This window comes from Lysinibacillus sp. NPDC093712 (assembly GCF_050280025.1).
Taxonomy (GTDB): Bacteria; Bacillota; Bacilli; order Bacillales_A; family Planococcaceae; genus Lysinibacillus.
In genome coordinates this window covers 50,177-67,346 of record NZ_JBNNUU010000011.1, presented here as the reverse complement: position 1 = coordinate 67,346, position 17,170 = coordinate 50,177, and the positions used below count along the sequence as shown (strand labels likewise).

18 protein-coding genes are annotated in these 17,170 nt (G+C 36.0%); 3 read left to right on the top strand and 15 right to left on the bottom strand.

Annotation, left to right across the window (positions count from 1 at the left end):
• Positions 1–3: 3 nt before the first annotated feature.
• From ACQKNX_RS23480 to ACQKNX_RS23460, 5 genes are all read right to left on the bottom strand, one after another.
• Complete coding sequence (locus ACQKNX_RS23480; RefSeq protein WP_427430962.1) at positions 4–1,122, bottom strand: hypothetical protein; 1,119 nt, start codon at positions 1,120–1,122, stop codon at positions 4–6.
• A 27-nt stretch (positions 1,123–1,149) separates the two neighbouring features.
• Complete coding sequence (locus ACQKNX_RS23475) at positions 1,150–2,265, bottom strand: hypothetical protein (RefSeq protein WP_427430961.1); 1,116 nt, start codon at positions 2,263–2,265, stop codon at positions 1,150–1,152.
• Between the two features lie 19 nt (positions 2,266–2,284).
• Entirely contained in the window at positions 2,285–3,349 is a 1,065-nt protein-coding gene (locus tag ACQKNX_RS23470; RefSeq protein ID WP_427430960.1) for a hypothetical protein, read from the bottom strand.
• Positions 3,350–3,440: 91 nt separating this feature from the next.
• Positions 3,441–3,902 carry a GNAT family N-acetyltransferase gene (locus ACQKNX_RS23465; RefSeq protein WP_427431001.1) on the bottom strand — a complete coding sequence of 154 codons (462 nt, stop codon included), beginning with the start codon at positions 3,900–3,902 and terminating at the stop codon, positions 3,441–3,443.
• 347 nt (positions 3,903–4,249) lie between these two features.
• Positions 4,250–5,299, bottom strand: coding sequence for a helix-turn-helix transcriptional regulator (locus tag ACQKNX_RS23460; protein WP_427430959.1), 1,050 nt, complete (start codon positions 5,297–5,299; stop codon positions 4,250–4,252).
• A 97-nt stretch (positions 5,300–5,396) separates the two neighbouring features.
• Here ACQKNX_RS23460 and ACQKNX_RS23455 point away from each other — a divergent pair, with 97 nt between their 5' ends.
• Entirely contained in the window at positions 5,397–6,101 is a 705-nt protein-coding gene (locus ACQKNX_RS23455; protein ID WP_427430958.1) for a class I SAM-dependent methyltransferase, read from the top strand.
• Positions 6,098–7,141, top strand: coding sequence for a saccharopine dehydrogenase NADP-binding domain-containing protein (locus ACQKNX_RS23450; RefSeq protein WP_427430957.1), 1,044 nt, complete (start codon positions 6,098–6,100; stop codon positions 7,139–7,141). The genes ACQKNX_RS23455 and ACQKNX_RS23450 overlap by 4 nt, the downstream gene beginning before the upstream one ends.
• A 53-nt stretch (positions 7,142–7,194) precedes the next feature.
• On the opposite strand, the gene ACQKNX_RS23445 is transcribed toward ACQKNX_RS23450, so the two are convergent.
• The 10 genes from ACQKNX_RS23445 to ACQKNX_RS23400 all read right to left on the bottom strand — a co-directional run bounded on the left by ACQKNX_RS23445 (position 7,195) and on the right by ACQKNX_RS23400 (position 15,778).
• Positions 7,195–7,917 (bottom strand): amino acid ABC transporter ATP-binding protein, encoded by a 723-nt coding sequence (locus ACQKNX_RS23445; protein ID WP_403057933.1) that lies wholly within the window; start codon positions 7,915–7,917, stop codon positions 7,195–7,197.
• Positions 7,910–8,569, bottom strand: a complete 660-nt coding sequence (locus ACQKNX_RS23440) for an amino acid ABC transporter permease (protein WP_427430956.1) — start codon at positions 8,567–8,569, stop codon at positions 7,910–7,912. The genes ACQKNX_RS23445 and ACQKNX_RS23440 overlap by 8 nt, the downstream gene beginning before the upstream one ends.
• A gap of 80 nt (positions 8,570–8,649) precedes the next feature.
• On the bottom strand, positions 8,650–9,444 hold the full coding sequence (locus ACQKNX_RS23435) for a transporter substrate-binding domain-containing protein (RefSeq protein WP_427430955.1): 795 nt from the start codon (positions 9,442–9,444) through the stop codon (positions 8,650–8,652).
• A 564-nt stretch (positions 9,445–10,008) separates the two neighbouring features.
• Positions 10,009–10,371, bottom strand: coding sequence for a Na+/H+ antiporter subunit G (locus ACQKNX_RS23430; protein ID WP_427430954.1), 363 nt, complete (start codon positions 10,369–10,371; stop codon positions 10,009–10,011).
• Positions 10,349–10,633 (bottom strand): Na(+)/H(+) antiporter subunit F1, encoded by a 285-nt coding sequence (locus tag ACQKNX_RS23425; RefSeq protein ID WP_427430953.1) that lies wholly within the window; start codon positions 10,631–10,633, stop codon positions 10,349–10,351. The genes ACQKNX_RS23430 and ACQKNX_RS23425 overlap by 23 nt, the downstream gene beginning before the upstream one ends.
• Complete coding sequence (locus tag ACQKNX_RS23420) at positions 10,633–11,115, bottom strand: Na+/H+ antiporter subunit E (protein WP_340821373.1); 483 nt, start codon at positions 11,113–11,115, stop codon at positions 10,633–10,635. The genes ACQKNX_RS23425 and ACQKNX_RS23420 overlap by 1 nt, the downstream gene beginning before the upstream one ends.
• Entirely contained in the window at positions 11,115–12,620 is a 1,506-nt protein-coding gene (locus tag ACQKNX_RS23415) for a Na+/H+ antiporter subunit D (RefSeq protein ID WP_427430952.1), read from the bottom strand. Before ACQKNX_RS23415 ends, ACQKNX_RS23420 begins: the two co-directional genes overlap by 1 nt.
• Positions 12,613–12,951: a Na(+)/H(+) antiporter subunit C gene (locus ACQKNX_RS23410; RefSeq protein WP_139860092.1), complete on the bottom strand. Its 339-nt coding sequence runs from the start codon at positions 12,949–12,951 to the stop codon at positions 12,613–12,615. Before ACQKNX_RS23410 ends, ACQKNX_RS23415 begins: the two co-directional genes overlap by 8 nt.
• A gap of 3 nt (positions 12,952–12,954) precedes the next feature.
• Entirely contained in the window at positions 12,955–13,377 is a 423-nt protein-coding gene (locus tag ACQKNX_RS23405) for a Na(+)/H(+) antiporter subunit B (RefSeq protein WP_340821375.1), read from the bottom strand.
• The gene (locus ACQKNX_RS23400; RefSeq protein ID WP_427430951.1) at positions 13,367–15,778 is read right to left on the bottom strand and encodes a Na+/H+ antiporter subunit A; all 2,412 of its coding nucleotides are present in this window, start codon (positions 15,776–15,778) and stop codon (positions 13,367–13,369) included. Before ACQKNX_RS23400 ends, ACQKNX_RS23405 begins: the two co-directional genes overlap by 11 nt.
• Before the next feature lie 647 nt (positions 15,779–16,425).
• Between ACQKNX_RS23400 and ACQKNX_RS23395 the strand changes: the two genes are divergently transcribed.
• On the top strand, positions 16,426–17,112 hold the full coding sequence (locus ACQKNX_RS23395; protein WP_427430950.1) for a histidine kinase: 687 nt from the start codon (positions 16,426–16,428) through the stop codon (positions 17,110–17,112).
• Positions 17,113–17,170: the final 58 nt, after the last annotated feature.

Below are 17,170 nucleotides of genomic sequence, written 5' to 3'. Positions count from 1 at the left end.
GCATTAAGCAACGCTCGCTAAAATATCCTTATTTTCTTCTTGTATTAACTCGACTTCTTGAATTTCCATATCTAACACTTTCGCAATCTCGGATGGTGTATGTTTTGTAAATAACATATACATTGCTTTGATTTTCTTTGCCTGATCTTTCGAAATTTTTAAAGTGTCTGCAATTCCAGCTAGATCAGTATTGCACTCAATTAAATACGATCCTAATAAAGCAGTAGTGACTTTTTCTAATTCATTTTGATCTGTAGCGTTTTTACATAATGCTTCAGCGGCAATACCAGCTGCAATGGATAAGTCCATTCCTTTTTCCTGCATCCGTTTCATGGCATTAAATTGATCCGCCCATCTGCGTAATGAATTGCTTTGCTCCTTCACTAAGAAAACTAGCTCTCGATTATTTACATTTGTATCTTGTAAAAGTCCTGTCTCCTTGAAAGTCTTTGCAACATCTTTAAAGAAAGCATTAACTTGATTTTGCCCAAGATTAATCTCTTGTTTTGTCTCAGTTAAATCCTTTTTTGCTTTATTCGTTTCAGCTTGAATATTTTCAAAATATTCTTTCCGCATTTCTCCTTGAATAATTCCTGTAATAAGATAAAGAACAGCGGCTATTGCACCAAGCACACCAAGTTTTGCAACTAAGCTATCCAGTACTTTTATTTTTCCAATACATTGATTAGCAACAAATAAGAAAAGCGCGACGCCTTTATCTAAAGAAATCTTTTTATAAGAAGGCACAACGATTGATAAAGAGATTAGCGGCAACGTATTTTTAAAGCATTTTCGCCAATCTAGGAATTCCATTAGCAAACTATTTAAATCATCTTGAATATCGTGCTTTAAAATATTTAAATCGATTGTTGTTCCACTCAATTCACTTTTCAGCTCTTTTAAAAGCCTAATCGCTTCTGCCTTGCGTTCTGGGTTATCAGTGCGAAATATATGATCTCCTATCCAAGCACTAATCTCTAAATCCTCATCTAACAACTTCGAAATGATGCTATTAATGCCCTCTTTACATTCAGCCAACTTGTCTTCTACCTCATAAATATTTTTTAAACAAGGCTGCAATTCTTCTACATAAGTTCCTAATGTTGCTTCTGTAATTGCCATAAAATCCATCCATCCTATGATTATTTTTTAACTAACAATTGCTATTAAGTCGCTATTTGTCTCTTGAATTGTAATTACCTCATTTACATCCATTTCCAATGCTTTTGCAATGTCATCTGGTGTATGCATTTTAAATAACATATAAGTTGCTTTAACTTTTTTAATTCTTTCTAAAGACATATCAAGCTTTTGAGCCACTATACTATTGGACTCTCCAATTTCAATTAAATACGCACCCATTAACATCTTGATACAATTGTCTAATTCATTTTCATCATCTTGTTTAGTTACTAAATTGGCAGCAACCACTTCTGCTGAAAATTCAATATCTAAACCTCCTTTAGTAATCATTCGTTTCATCGTTTCATATTGATCCGACCAACGTCTTAAGGTGCCGGCCTGTTGTTTAACAAACGATACTAGCTCCTGATGGTTTGTAAATGGCTTCGTTAACAAGCCTGTTTCTTGAAAGCTCTTTGCAACATCTTCAAAAAAAGCATTTACTTGATCCTGCGCATTTTTAATTTCCTTTCTTAAAGTCACAACGTTTTCCATAGCCTTTTTCGATTCTTTTTGAATATTTTCAAATAACTCCATTCTTTTTTCGCCTTGAATTAATCCATCTATTAACACCATCACAACGATCATACCTACAACACCTAAGCCTAAAGCTTCAAATATTGGCATTAATATATCTTTCAATACGATAGTTACGACAACCCCTAACATTAATCGATGAAATGGATTTGAAGCTTCAAACTTAGGCACAGCTATGGAGAACGCAATAATTGATAATCTATTATCAAAGTAAGTTTTCCAATCCCCATATTCTTTTAATAGAGAATTTAATTCATCTTGGATATCATGCTTTAAAATATTTAAATCAATTTTTGCATTACTTAGCTCATTGTTTAAGCCATTTAACAGTTGAATAGCAGTTTCTTTCCTTTTCGGGTTATCTGTGCGAAAAAGATTGTCACCAATCCATGCACCTAGATCAAATGCTTCATCGTTTAATTTGGATAAAATACTGTCTATATCTCCACCTGTTTTTCCAAGATTGTCTTCTAATTCAATAATATTTTTAATACTAGGTTGAAGTTCCTTTATATATGCTGCTAATTGGTTATCCGTAATTGGCATAGCCTGTTCTCCTTTCTAATTAGGAAATAACGATAGAAAGTACATCTTTATTTTCTTTATAAATTAATTTAATTTCACTAAACTCCATATTCACTTTTTTAGATATAGTTGATTTTTCCACATTATTTAGCAATAGGTATATTGCTATGAGCTGCTTCGCCTGTTGCTCTGTAAGCTTTAGTTCCTGTTCTATTGTCGAATAGGCTGCACCTGTTTCAAGTAGGTAAGCGCCATTTAAAATTCTCTGATTTTGGTATATTTGTGATGGCTCTTCTAAACTTTCACTTAACAATTTTGCGCTCAAATGTACCGCATCGTGAAGCTCCATTCCTTTTTCCAGCATTGTTTGTAACATTTGATAATGATCAATCCATATTTTTATATGCTGCTCATTTCTTTTAACCCCATCGACAAACTGCTGTAGACTATAAGATGATACTGGCAATATATCTCTTTGATATAAACTTGCGCTCACATTACCAATGTGCCTAACCAACTCGTTTTCTGTTTCCGTAAGAATGCTTATTAAGTTAGCTACACTACTTTTAGCTTCATTTATTTGCTCTTTTATATTCACATCAAGTTTTTCAAGAGTCGTTATTATCTCTTTAGCTTGCGTCGATTCAATTGTTGTTGTTAGTAGCGGCATTTTTGATACAATCTCTTTTTCTATTAAGGGGAACAGTAACACGCTAAATCGGACATTTGTTGCAAGGCTTGTCTCAAAGGGATAGCTTGATACTGCAAACGGAACTAATGGATACATTTCTTTATAAGCGTGCTTTAATTGTTTGCTACTTTTAAGCAAAGTGTTCACTTCATTTATAAGTAACTGCTTGATATGTGCTATACCTATTAAAGACTTTCGTAAATCTGCTTGTAATGCCCCTAGTACTTGAAGATTGTTCTCCTTCTTTTTACTGCCTAAAATAAGTCGTTTGTTTCTTTTTTGAATATAACTTTTGCGATTATCCTCTAAGCGAACTATAGTGCTTTCTACTTGTCCCTCTAAATAAAAAAAGCATTGAATAGTTTGCCTCAAATCTTCTTCATATGTTTGTAAAACATCATTTGAAATCGGCAATTCACTTTCTCCTCACTTTTAAATAATGGACGGAAGACAGCAGTAGTTTAGAAGTAAAGAAGAAATAATCACCATAACAACCACACCTTTTTTATTGCCATCTCATTTTTAAATATAATTCATCAACTGATACGACTCGAAACCCTAGTCTCTCATAAAGATTTCTTGCAGGATTTGTTTGAAAAACCCGTAATATTACTGCCTTTTTCCCTTTGCTTGCCTTCTGTAGGAGCTCATTAATTACATAAGTCCCTATCCCTTTACCTTGGTAGATTGGTAATAAAGAAATATCAATAAGATGGTGATAACCTTGTAATTCTTTTATCAACAATCTCCCTACACACTGATTATCTACAACAATAATGCTGTTGCTTGCATCTGGGAATTGCTGCTTATATGAAGCATGCTGTGCGCGCCATTGCATTTCTAAAAAAATCTGCTTCTGTTCAACAGACCATCCCCATGCATCTACTTCTTGATTCCTTGTTGAGCTGTAGACTTCAAAGAGAAATGCCTCATCTGCATTTGTAATAGCTTTTAAATCTATTCTCATCAAAAATTCCCAATCCTTTAATAGCTCTCAATCTCAGCCCGTATCATTTGTGTTATCCAAATAAAAAGTTCTTGCTATCGTTCATCGCTTCTTTTTACTGAATATTCTGAATAAATAAATCGTATGTATTTTTAGTAGCTACCTCTTACTACCTAACTAAGATGTCGAGTAAAGTATTTTTTTAGGACTCTCTTACTGTTTTTCATTATATTATAAATTCCCTATTTTCCTCTACGAAATTTAAGTTAAGTTTTCTTAACCTTTCTACCTATTATTATTTTGTCATATTAAAAAAAATCTGCAGATATTCTATTAAAAGAACATCTGCAGATATTTATAGGGCTTATTTATTCATTAAAACGAGTAAATAGCTTCCAAATTAATTCGTTTCGATCACGCACATCTACCTTTTGAAAAACTAGCTTTAAATGATCCTGAACAGTATAACTGGAAATTCCGAGATTATGTGCAATATCTTTTGTCGCCATACCTTTCATTATTTCAACTATAACGTCCTGTTCTCTAGGTGTAAGATGATAAGCTGTCAGTAAAAAAGTTAGCATTTCTTTAGGAGAGGCTTCATTTAATACAATTGCTATTTGTTGTTGTAAATCAGCTGTCATGAGTGCGGATCCTTGGATTGTTATATAACCTTTGTTATGAATTGGCACTAATAAAGAATTATCTGTGTTCGTTCTGTTTGCCTGTAAGTTCGCACAAATTGCCTGTATTGGCTTCGGCAATTGCCAATCAAGTAGTCCTTCATTGTCCCTTAAAAGAACTAACAATTGAGATGCCTTCATATTTGTAGAAAGAATATGCAAATCTGTATTCAAAATAATGATTCCACTTTGCTCCGCTTCTGTTGGCAGTCGTTCTTCGATAATCGTTTGATGGAATCTTTTTAAAGCCTCCCCCATGATAGGCATGAGAATTCTAACTTGTTCTACCTCTGCATCTTGAAAAAAGGGCTGTACATTTTCTGTCTTTTTAAAAAGTGTTAAAAATCCATAGCATTGCCCTTGAAACATCAGTGCAGCTCGAATTTCATCACTATAGCCATGAGGCTCTAACACCTCTTTATATCGTACACACTGGATACTCACATCACTAAGTCTTCCTATATATTGGCCACTTTCTACAAGATAACGATAGTTATTTGCATCTTCTGAGCCATATTCCAAAGACATTAGTTGTTGATGAATATTTTCTATTGATTGCTCTGTAACAGCACCTATTGAAAAATGCATTTGAGTATCTATCATAGTGCAACAATATGCATCGAAATTAATAAACTTCCGCAAATCTTCTATTATTTTTTGTCGGTACTGAACTGAATTCACGTTATTTCTTAAATAGCTTTCTGATTTCCTTCGCCAATACTGAAAATCTTGCACGAAATTCCTCCCCCAGAATTATGGGATAGTTCATTTTCCATAAGTGTTTATAATTGAGAATAATTCTTAATTATATTGTACTACACGGAGGTAAAAAATGAAAAATCTACAACATGATTGGCACAATCCTATTGTCTCAAGCTACCAAAATACTATTCGACAAAAAATTATTGGTTACGATCTTATTTACGATATGATGACTGAAATCCTTCATAGTTCCCCTACTATAGATAGCATGTTAATAGTTGGGGCTGGTGGCGGTCAGGAACTATTTTCCCTCGGGAGGGCATTCCCTTTCTCCCATTTTACAGCCGTTGATACCTCAGAAATCATGCTACAGTTGGCCCGAAAACGTATGGAGAAAGTTGTTCCTCCCCCTCATATTGAGTGGTATGAGGAAGATTTACGTTCATTGGTGTTGCACCATCAGTTTGCAGTTGCATCCTGTCACTTAGTTTTACATTTTATTGAGGAACTTGAGCAAAAGAAAGCACTACTACAAAAAATGGCAGATAGCTTAAAGGATCGTGGAGTGTTATTTATTTCATCAATTAATACAGACATGTCAGCAGAAGCATTTCCACTCCAGCTCAAGTATTGGCGAAGCTCAATGCTGCAAAATAATTTATCTGAAGAACATTGGCTACGCTTTGAGCAATCCTTTGGCACATCTACTTATCCAATTAGTCTTGAGATGCTAACTGACTTACTACATGACGTAGGCTTTTCAAAGGTAATCCCATATTTTAAGTCACATATGGTTGATGCTTTAGTGGCTATTAAAGAAGAGGTAAATAAATGACAAGAGAAAAAATATTAGTCGTTGGGGGTTATGGTGAGGTTGGTAGTAAAATTGCAAAATTACTAATGCAAAGTTATCCTAATCGAGTTTGGATTGCTGGAAGGGATTCACAAAAAGCTAAACAGTTTTGCGTCCAACAAAATCATCTTGTTAGCCCGATGCAGCTTGATGTCTCTATGCCTGTAAAGCCAAAGCAACTTAAAAATATAGCGCTAGTTATTATGTGTCTAGAGCAACAGGATACAGCGTTTGCTGAGCTATGCTTGTCAGAAGGAATTATGTACATTGATATTACTGCAAGTCATGCCTTTCTAAAAAAGCTTGAGCTCCTTCACCCAGTAGCCGTTCAGCATCAATCGACAGCTGTAATGAGCGTAGGAATGGCACCAGGCTTAACGAATTTAATGGCCATGTATGTTGCGCAACAACTGCCCTCAATTACAAAACTTCATATTTCAATTTTACTTGGGGCAGGCGATAAACATGGCAATGCTGCAATTCATTGGATATTAGATCAATTAAATAAGCAATACACCATTAAAAATCATACTGAGACGAAGATTACTAATTTTACAAATAAGCGCTTCGTGCACTTCAATAAGATTGGAAATCGTAGCGTCTATCAATTTAATTTTTCAGATCAGCATACATTAAGCAAACATTTTCCTCAGGGTCAGATTGCAACAAGGATGGGGTTTGATGTAGAATGGCTCAATCGGTTTGTCTCTTTTCTACAAAAAAGTCGACTTTCTAACATGTTAAAAATAAATAAAGTGCAACACATCCTTACCTCACTTATCCAAAAAGTTAAAATTGGTTCGTCTGTATGCGCGATAAAAGTCGAAGCCATTGAAAAAAACACACCTTCCATATCATTATCCTTTGTTGATAATGATGAATCATTAGTTACAGCGAAAATTGCCGCAGCCGTCGCTACTGAGCTTTTAGAAAAAGAGCATCCATTAGGAACCTATCATATAGAGGAATTATTCAAGCTTAATGCATTTATCGATCAATTTAATGATTCTTCTTTCATTTAAAGCAAAAACGCATTTAGCCTCTAATATAAAAGAGACTAAATGCATTTCATAAATTATAAAACTTTTTCTAAAAAGTCTTTTGCACGTTGTGTAGAAGGTGAAGAGAAAAACTCTTCTGGTGGTGTATCTTCAATAAGCTTTCCACCGTCAAGGAATAGAATGCGATCTGCTACTTCACGCGCGAAACCCATTTCATGCGTTACGATTAACATCGTCATCCCTGAATCTGCTAAGTTTTTCATAACGGCTAACACCTCTTTAACCATCTCTGGGTCAAGGGCAGAAGTAGGCTCATCAAACAGTATCACTTTTGGGTCCATCGCAAGTGCTCTAGCAATTGCTACACGTTGCTTTTGTCCACCTGAAAGGCGACTTGGATACTCATTACGCTTTTCAAAAAGGCCCACTTTCGTTAGCAAATCTTCAGCATTTTTAATGGCTGTTGCCTTGTCCATCCCCTTTACATTGATGGGTGCATAAGTTAAGTTTTCTAAAACCGTTTTATGTGGGAAAAGGTGAAAATGTTGAAATACCATGCCGACTTCTTCACGTATTTTCATAATATTTGTCCCTTTATCAGTAAGGTTATCTCCAGCGATTGTAATCTTCCCACTCGTCGGCTCTTCTAATAAATTTAAACAACGTAAGAATGTAGACTTACCAGAGCCTGATGGTCCGATAATAGCAATTACTTCTTTTTCTTTTATTTCAGTTGAAATACCTTTTAGAACTTCATTTTGCCCAAATGATTTGTGTAAATCTTCAATTTTAATCACTTTTTCTCATTCCTTTCTCGATTCGTTTACCAAGGAACGTCAAGATAAGCGTCATAATATAGTAAATTACCCCAGCAAATAGTAAAGGTTCAAGGTAACGATACGTTGAACCGCCCACAATATAGGCACGGCGCATAATATCAAGTGCACTAATAACCGTTACTACAGCTGTTTCTTTATTTAATGTAATAAATTCATTTACTAAAGAAGGTAAAATATTTTTTACTGCTTGTGGAATAATAATATCTTTCATCATTTTTGAATACGGTATACCTAATGCTTGAGCTGCTTCCATTTGACCTTTATCCACGGCGTTGATTCCCGCACGGATAATTTCTGAAATATAAGCACCTGAGTTTAACCCGAATGCAATGATTGCTGTTGGAATTGGCTCAATTTGAATATCTAATAATTGTGGGACTGCGTAGTAAATAATTAATAATTGTAGTACAAGTGGTGTACCGCGGAAAATGGAAGTGTAGAAATCCGCAAGCCATCGTAGAATTTTTACTTTCCCAATTTTACATAAAGCTATTAATATACCAACGATAAAACCGATGATGGATGCACCGATTGCAATTTGAAGTGTAACACCTATTCCTTTTAATATATAAGGAATAGAGGGAATGATTGCTGTAAAATCTAAATTCACAGCGTCCCCTCCTTTCTCTTTTCCTTTTAGTGAAATGGACAAGCGATAGCCCTAGATAGAGCTATCGCATTTCAATTGAATTATTCAGCTTTTTCTAACCATTTTTCTTCAAGCTCTTGAATTTTGCCTTCATCAGCTAGTTCTTTTAATGCTTTGTTAATTTTATCTTTTAAATCGCTACCTTTTTGAACAGCAATTGCTTTATGATCTTCTGGTTGCACTTCTACTGGGAACGCCGCTAATTTATCGTTTGTTTTTAGATAACCTTTAGCTACGCCACCTTCCATGATTGCTCCGTCCAAGCGTTTTGACATCATATCTTGGACAATTTCAGGAATACGTGTACGCCCTTCAATAGATACATTTACTTTTTCAGCAATAGCTTTACCTAAATTTTCTTGAATTGAAGCAGTTTGTACACCGACTTTCTTACCAGCTAAGTCCGCTTCTTTTTTAATACCGCTATCTTTTTTAACTACGATAACTTGTTCTGTTTGATTGTATTTGTCTGAGAAATCTACGACTTTTTCTCGTTCTTCATTTGGTGTCATCCCAGAAATAACAACGTCTACTTTACCTGCTTGTAAAGCAGGGACTAAGCTGTTAAAGTCCATATCTTGAACTTGCATATCTACACCTAGTTTTTCACCGACTAGTTTAATTAAATCAATATCAAAACCAATAATTTCTTCACCTTTAGCAGCATCAACATATTCAAATGGAGCGTAGTCTGCTGATGTACCTACTTTTAGTACTTGTTTCTCTGCTGAATCTGAACCAGTATTTGAATTTGTTGCATTATCATCTTTAGTACCACATGCTGCAAGTACACCAATTACTAGAACGAGCATAAGCATGAAAATTTTGTTCTTCATATTCGAATTTCTCCTTTTTTTCGTTTTTTATTGTATATGAGACATTTGCGTCTCGAAAATAGTCGATTGGATATTTATTCATAGAGCAGAATAAAAAATCTATCTGCTAATTAAGATATACTCTTTCAAAATAATTTTCAAGCTATACACGAAATTTTTTAACAAAATATTTTACACAGAATTTTCTAATAAATCAATGTTTTTATATTTTTTTGTTATTTTTGAATTGCGCTGGAACGTGTTACTTTACTATTTTCATTCTTGTCATCATTTATGCCTGTAAAACATAGGACATCTGTCTAAATGAATACATATTGACAAAGAGGCTGGGCAACATAAAAAAGTGTTAGATTGATTGTAGTCAATCTAACACTTTTCACTTTGTCGTTGATGTCCTAAGGCATTTGCTTTCGCGGGAGTCACCGTCGTCATAACCATCAACTAATGTCATCTTCTTCATTTATCCAAATGAAAGAATAGCTAAGTTCTTCACCATAATTATTTGAAAGAATTACCCTGTTCCTAAAGTAACGTCTTAGCCACCTTACGAAACCGCTTCACTATTTATTCGTCTTTGTCGATAAATAGCTTTGCTTTTAATTCATCTTCTCCCGAGCCTTCTGCTAAAGGCACACGAGATCGATATGCAGCACGACATATTAAATGGCCAGCTACTGGTGCCGTTACAAATACAAAGAGAATCCCTAAAATTAATCGAACGCTCACATAGCCGTCGTGTATCCAAAAGTAGACAAATGCACCTAACAGGCAGCTTAATACAGACAATGTTGAACTTTTCGTCGCTGCATGTGACCGTGTATAGACATCAGGCAAGCGAATCATACCAAACGCACTAATAACACTAACGATAGAACCGACAAGTATTAGGATGACTGCCGCCCACTCAATCATTTGATTTACGTTCAACAATCACACCTCTTTCAATATATTTGGTAAAGGCAATTGTACCGATAAACGCCAATATACCCAAAATTAATATTGCTTCTAAATACGCCTTTGTTTTTAACACGATGGATACGATAGCTATTGCAGAAAGTAGATTGATACCTATCGTATCCAGCGCTATCGCACGATCAGGCATAGATGGGCCTTTTATGACACGATATAGCGACAACGCAATCGACATACTAAATAACGCAAGTGCTACTAGTAAAACTTTTTCTACCATTAGCGTGTCACCTCCATAATCGCTTTTTCAAATTTCCCTATGGAGCGAACTACGGCGTCTTTTGATTGCTCAATATCCATTGCATGGATATAAAACAAATCTCCATCCTCAGAAACCTCCATCACAACTGAACCAGGTGTCAGCGTTAACAATATTGCAAGCGCTGTAATTTCCCAATCTCCATTAAGTTCTGTTTTATACGTAAAAATACCCGGTGTAATATTCAACTTAGGTGTTGTTATTTGTTTTAACACATTGTAGCTGGAGAGTAATAGCTCCCAGTTAAAAAGCCATAGTAGTTTAATAATAGAGAAAACACGGCGCAAATAAAATTGAGTACCGTAAAAACGATGCATTGCATACAAAATTCCAATACCAACGATAAAGCCCATTAAAAATGTGGAAAACTGGGGTGTGATTTCATCCTGTAGCAATAACCATAAAGTGGCAATAAATAAATTTAATATAAACTGCATAGCCATTACTTATTCACCTCACCTTGCCATTGTTCGCCGTTCAACACTGCGTCAATATAAATAGAGGGTGTGTGAAGCGTTTCTGCCGCATCCTTAACATACGGTGACATCCACTCAGCACCAATGCCTAAACCGATTGTGCAAACTGTTAGTAAAGTCAATGGTAACACTACCCGCTTCGGTAGTGGTTTTTCATCCTCAATACTAATAATGGTTTCACCAAAAAAGGAAGAAAGGAAAATACGTAGTAGAGAGTAGAGAACTATTAAGCTAGATAGGAAACCTAATGCTAGTAGCACAAAATTCCCTCCTTCAATGGCCCCTTGTCCAATTAAAACTTTGCCTAAAAATCCACTTAATGGTGGAATTCCAGCGAGCGAACACATCATTATAAAGAATAGCCATCCGAAAAAGGGATAATTCCGTATAAGTCCACTCATTTTATCGATAATGGTTTCACCAGTTACGTAAATCATCATCCCTACAGCTAAAAACAGCATAGCTTTTACTACCATATCGTGCATTAAATAATACGTTACACCTTGCAGGGCAGATTCCGTACCGATAGCAAGTCCGGCAACAATAAAACCTACACCAATTAGGACATTGTATGACGCAATTGTCCTTACATCTCTTCCGGCAAGTGCACCCATGCAACCAGCAATTATAGTTAATCCTGCCATTACACTGAGGATTGTATGTGTTACTTCGGTATTCGTTGTAAATAATAATGTAAATGTGCGAACAAGTGCATATATGCCAACTTTAGTTAAGAGAGCGGCAAATAATGCAGCAATGGCTGTTGGTGGCGCACTATATGAACCTGGCAACCAGAAGAATAGAAGTAAACCTGCTTTTAAGCTAAAAACAATCAGGAACACAAGCCCTACTGTTGTAATGAGTGGGTCAGCTCCAGCTTCCATAACACGTAAGGAAATATGGGCCATATTTAACGTCCCGATAGTTCCATATAAAAATGCTAATGCCACTAAAAAGATCCATGAAGCAACAATATTAATAAGTACATATTTCAGCGCTTCTCGCAGCTGTATCTTCCCACCACCTAAGCTAATAAGTGCATAAGAGGCGAGTAGCATCACTTCAAAGCATACAAATAAATTAAAAATATCTCCTGTTAGAAACGACCCATTTACCCCCGCTACCATCAAGAGCACAAAAGGATAAAAATACATTTTTTCGTAGTGCTCGCCTATTGTGAAGATAGCGTATAATAAACAAATTGCTGCGACAATATTCGCTACTAAAACAAGTAATACCGCAAAAGAATCGGCAACAAATAATATCCCGAATGGCGGTAACCAGCCACTAAAATCAATACGCATCACACCTTGTTGATGAACCTCTAACAAAAGTACGACGCTTATGATTACAACGAAGCCAAACGTACACAGGCTAAGAATGCGTTGTAACAAAACATGTTCTCTTAAAAATACTAGCAAAATGGCCGTAATAACCGGCACGATTAATGGTAAAACGATTATATTACTCATCAGACGTACCTCTCAATTCATCAAATTCCCCGGTGCCATTAGTTTTATAGGCACGATAGCCGAGAACTAGCACAAATGCTGTCACTGCAAAGCTAATCACGATAGCCGTTAAAATTAATGCTTGTGGAAGCGCATCTGCGTATGGACCTGGCGATTCACCAATGAGTGGCACATCCCCTTTTTTCAGGCCCCCCATCGTTAAAATAAGTAAATGCGCAGCATGTGACAGTACTGCTGTTCCAAGAATCACACGTAATAATTGCTTTGAGAGGATTAGGTACGTCGCCACAGCAACTAACACACCAATTAATATTAGAATTAAAGACTCCATTGGCTATTCATCCTCACTTATACTTAAAATAATTGTCACAACAACACCAACAACCGTTAACGCCACGCCAGCTTCAAAAATAGTAACAGTCGAGAAGCCCATTTTTCCAAAAATCGGAACATCAATATACGTATATGCTTGTGATAAAAATGGTACATCAAAAAACAGGGAACCGATGGCCGTACCTGTCGCTAATAATACGCCCAGTGCTGCTACCTTTTTAAAATCAAACGGCATCCCTTTGTGCACTGTTTCAATATCGTAAGCTAAATATAGCAGTACTATTGCGGAAGCAAGCACGAGACCACCTATAAAACCTCCACCCGGAGCATGGTGTCCTGCAAAGAATAAGTAAATACCAAGCGTTAAAATAATGAATACGACAGCCTTCGTAATAGTACGTAAAATAACGTCATTAATTTTCATGGTCTGCCTCCTTCTTTCGTGGCTTGAGCTTTGTCAGCGTGTACACGCCTAAGCCAGCAATTAAAAGAACGACAACCTCTAACATCGTATCAAACGCACGAAAATCCCCTAAAATAGTGTTAACAATATTTGATCCGCCAGCTAAGTCATACGCATCATTAAAGTACAGCGCGACAGTCTCAAAGCGGTCATAGTGCACGACAGCTAAACCAACTAACGTTACCGTTGCACCTACAAAAATGGCGATAACAGCATTTGACAACTTCACTCTTTTGCGTGAGGTTTCAGGCATTAAATCCGGTAAAAATTTAAAACACAACAGAAACAATGCTGTTGTCACAGATTCAACAACTAGTTGCGTAAGTGCCAAATCAGGTGCTCGGAAAATTACGAAGAAGAATGCGATTGAATAGCCAAGAACACCGTTCAATAACATAGCCGTGATTCGTCCCTTTGCGAAAATCATCCATATTGCAGCAAACATCATAACAAACACTAAAATGAGCTCATAGGACTCTACTGGTGAATCCTTTGCAAAATCAAATACCATGGCATCAGACCATATAAAATATCCAGCAATAAGCGCGACAAAAAACACATAGATATAGACAAAATAATGCGTTAAATTGCCTGACATATAACGATTAGTGAACTTCATAGAGCCTTTTTCACTAAACTCTATAAAGCGATTATAGTAGGTGTTAAACGTATAGTTTTGTGAAAAAACACGATATAGAGGCTTCCAGCTTTTTAATGTTTTAAATAAAATAATGCCGATAATTATTACGCCAATGGTCATTAACAATTCAGGATTAACACCATGCCATGCATAAATATGTGGTGTTAATTCACTAGCAGATGGGAATGTTGGATAAATACTAGCCATTGCAGGCTCTAAAATATAATGGCCAAGGACGTTTGGAAAGAAGAAAATTGCAACTACTAATAAACAAAGTACTATTGGCGAAATGAGCATCCCAATCGGGGCTTCATGTGGTTTTTTATCCAATTTAGCGGGTTGCAATTTACCAAAAAATGTATTAACAATTAAAATCATGCTGTAAACAAACGTAAAAATACTTGCGACCCATGCCACGATAGGGAATATAACACCCCAACTATCCATAGAAAAGATATTGACCTCACGAATTTGTAACACTGCAGTGAAGAACATCTCCTTACTTAAGAAACCATTAAATGGAGGTAATCCAGCCATTGATAATCCGCCTATTACAGCTATCGTAAATGTCACCGGCATTAACGCCATTAAACCACCGAGACGACGTATATCACGTGTTCCAACTTCATGGTCAACAATACCGACCATCATGAATAACGCCCCTTTAAATGTGGAGTGATTAATAAGGTGGAACAATGCGGCAAAACTCGCTTGTGTGTATATTATTGAACTTTCAGCATATCCAAAATAATGCCCTACGGAACCAAGACCAAATAAACTCATAATTAACCCAAGCTGACTAACTGTTGAAAACGCTAGTAACGCTTTTAAGTCTGTTTGACGTACTGCATTGAACGAGCCCCAGAACAATGTTAAAAGGCCAATTCCACTAACTAACCAGAACCAAATAGCCTCACCACCAAATACTGGAGAAAAACGTGCAACTAAATAAATCCCAGCTTTCACCATAGTAGCCGAGTGGAGGTAGGCACTAACTGGAGTTGGGGCCTCCATCGCATCAGGCAACCAAATATGAAAAGGAAATTGTGCGGATTTAGTAAAAGCACCTACTAAAATTAGCAATAGCGCTGGAACAAATAGTGAATGTTCCCGTATTACCTCTACGTTAGCTACTATGTCGCGAATACTAAATGTTCCTGAAGCTACATATAGCATTAGGAAACCCGCAAGCATGGAAAGACCACCGAAAACAGTAATAGTCATTGCTTTTCGTGCACCGGCACGTGAAGCTTTACGATGATGCCAGAATGCAATTAACAAAAATGAAGACACACTTGTTAATTCCCAAAATGTATACAGCACCATTAAATTATCTGAAAAGACGACGCCGAGCATAGCGCCCATGAATAGTAATAAGTAGCAGTAAAAATGATGAAGAGATTCTTTCGTTGATAAATAAAAAATTGAATATAAAATAACTAAACTACCTACACCTGTAATCAGCAAACCAAAAATAATGCTGAGCCCGTCGAGATATGTCGTGAAGTTTATATCAAAAGAGGGAATCCACTCATATGTATGAATAAATGTTTTACCCTCGGCAATTTGAGGAATGTACCGTGCGAGTAAAATAAACAATATGATTGGAACGGATAAAACAAACCAGCCTAAATGTATAACACGCCTTAGTCGCCTATAGAGTAAAGGGATTAGAGCGGCACATATAAATGGTAAAAGTATCGCAATGAGAACTGTAACCAAATGAAAACCTCCTACAATCAATTTCGTCCAGCAATTTTGCGCCCGAGATTTTGTATTTTTAGGCCTGCAAGATACAGGTCAGTTAGCTGATAGTACATAAATGCATACTATAAAATAGCTCCTAAATTATTCCTTACAAAATCTTTGACATTCGCCGTTGCTTTAACGTTAATTAGCAGCGTTTGAATAACTACTGTAAAATACAAGCCTGCTATCCCCTTCTTAAAGAGGTACATAGTAGACAAAAAGTTGAATGAATATATCAGAACTCTTCTAAATTTGGATGTTTACCTGTACTAATCGATGTGGATACCGAACATGTATCGTACATTAGACACTTGATATATGTTTAATTTCATCAACACTTGACTATCTATTTAACTCACTGCATAATAATGTGGCATATGGAAGCTAATCATTTAAATGCACATTATGCATAAACAAAACAATCTTAGAACATGGATATAAGCCGAATTCCTTAAGGGTTTCCCGTATATCGTCATTAACTTTTATTCACTTTAAAGTATACAATATAAATAAGCATAATGCACTGTAACAGCCTTCATTTTAGCTGTTTTAGGATATTTTTTCAAAATTCGCAGTACAAATAACAAAATTACAATAGGATAAAGAGGTGTATATTTTTAATGAAGCATGTTAAAGGGAGATTAGACGAAAGTATTTTAGTTTGTGTCTACTATGGGCTAAATGGAGAGCGCTTAATTCGTCGAGGTCATAAAATGGCCATGATGCTCGATTGCCCACTCTATATTCTATCGGTCGATTCACAACCCCTCGATGCCTTTGATGCTGAGAAATCTGGTTACATCGAACAGTGGAAAGACCTATCCGAAGAACTTGATGTTGAAAAGTTCATTTTATTAGATAATGAAAAACGTCCTATTCAAAAGGTCATTGCTGAAGTAGCGAAAAATTACGGCATTTCTCAAATCATCGTTGGTCAAAGTGCACAAAGCCGTTGGGAGGAAATAACAAAAGGATCATTCCTGAATGTCCTATTAAAAGAGGTTCCTTTTGTAGATTTCCACATTGTAGCTGTCCAACGTCCAACTGAAGATGACACCTATGATACATACGAAAAAGGTGTACGTGCCTATTTGATTAAAGACCAGGACAATTTTAAAATAGCCTTTACTTGTCCACGGTATGTTTCAATTGAAGGTATCTTCTTCAAAGAAATTGGCACTGATTTTGATAATGGGATATTTAAATTTACTTACAACGATAAAATGCATGAAATCCATATTACTGAGGGCTTGGTGAATGATAAAGAAAAGTTACCGGTAGAATTTACATCCCCATTACGGCAATAGTTTGTAACCACGCATTTAAAATGACGTTTTTAGCAATGTTGATTTTATTGCAGCGGTG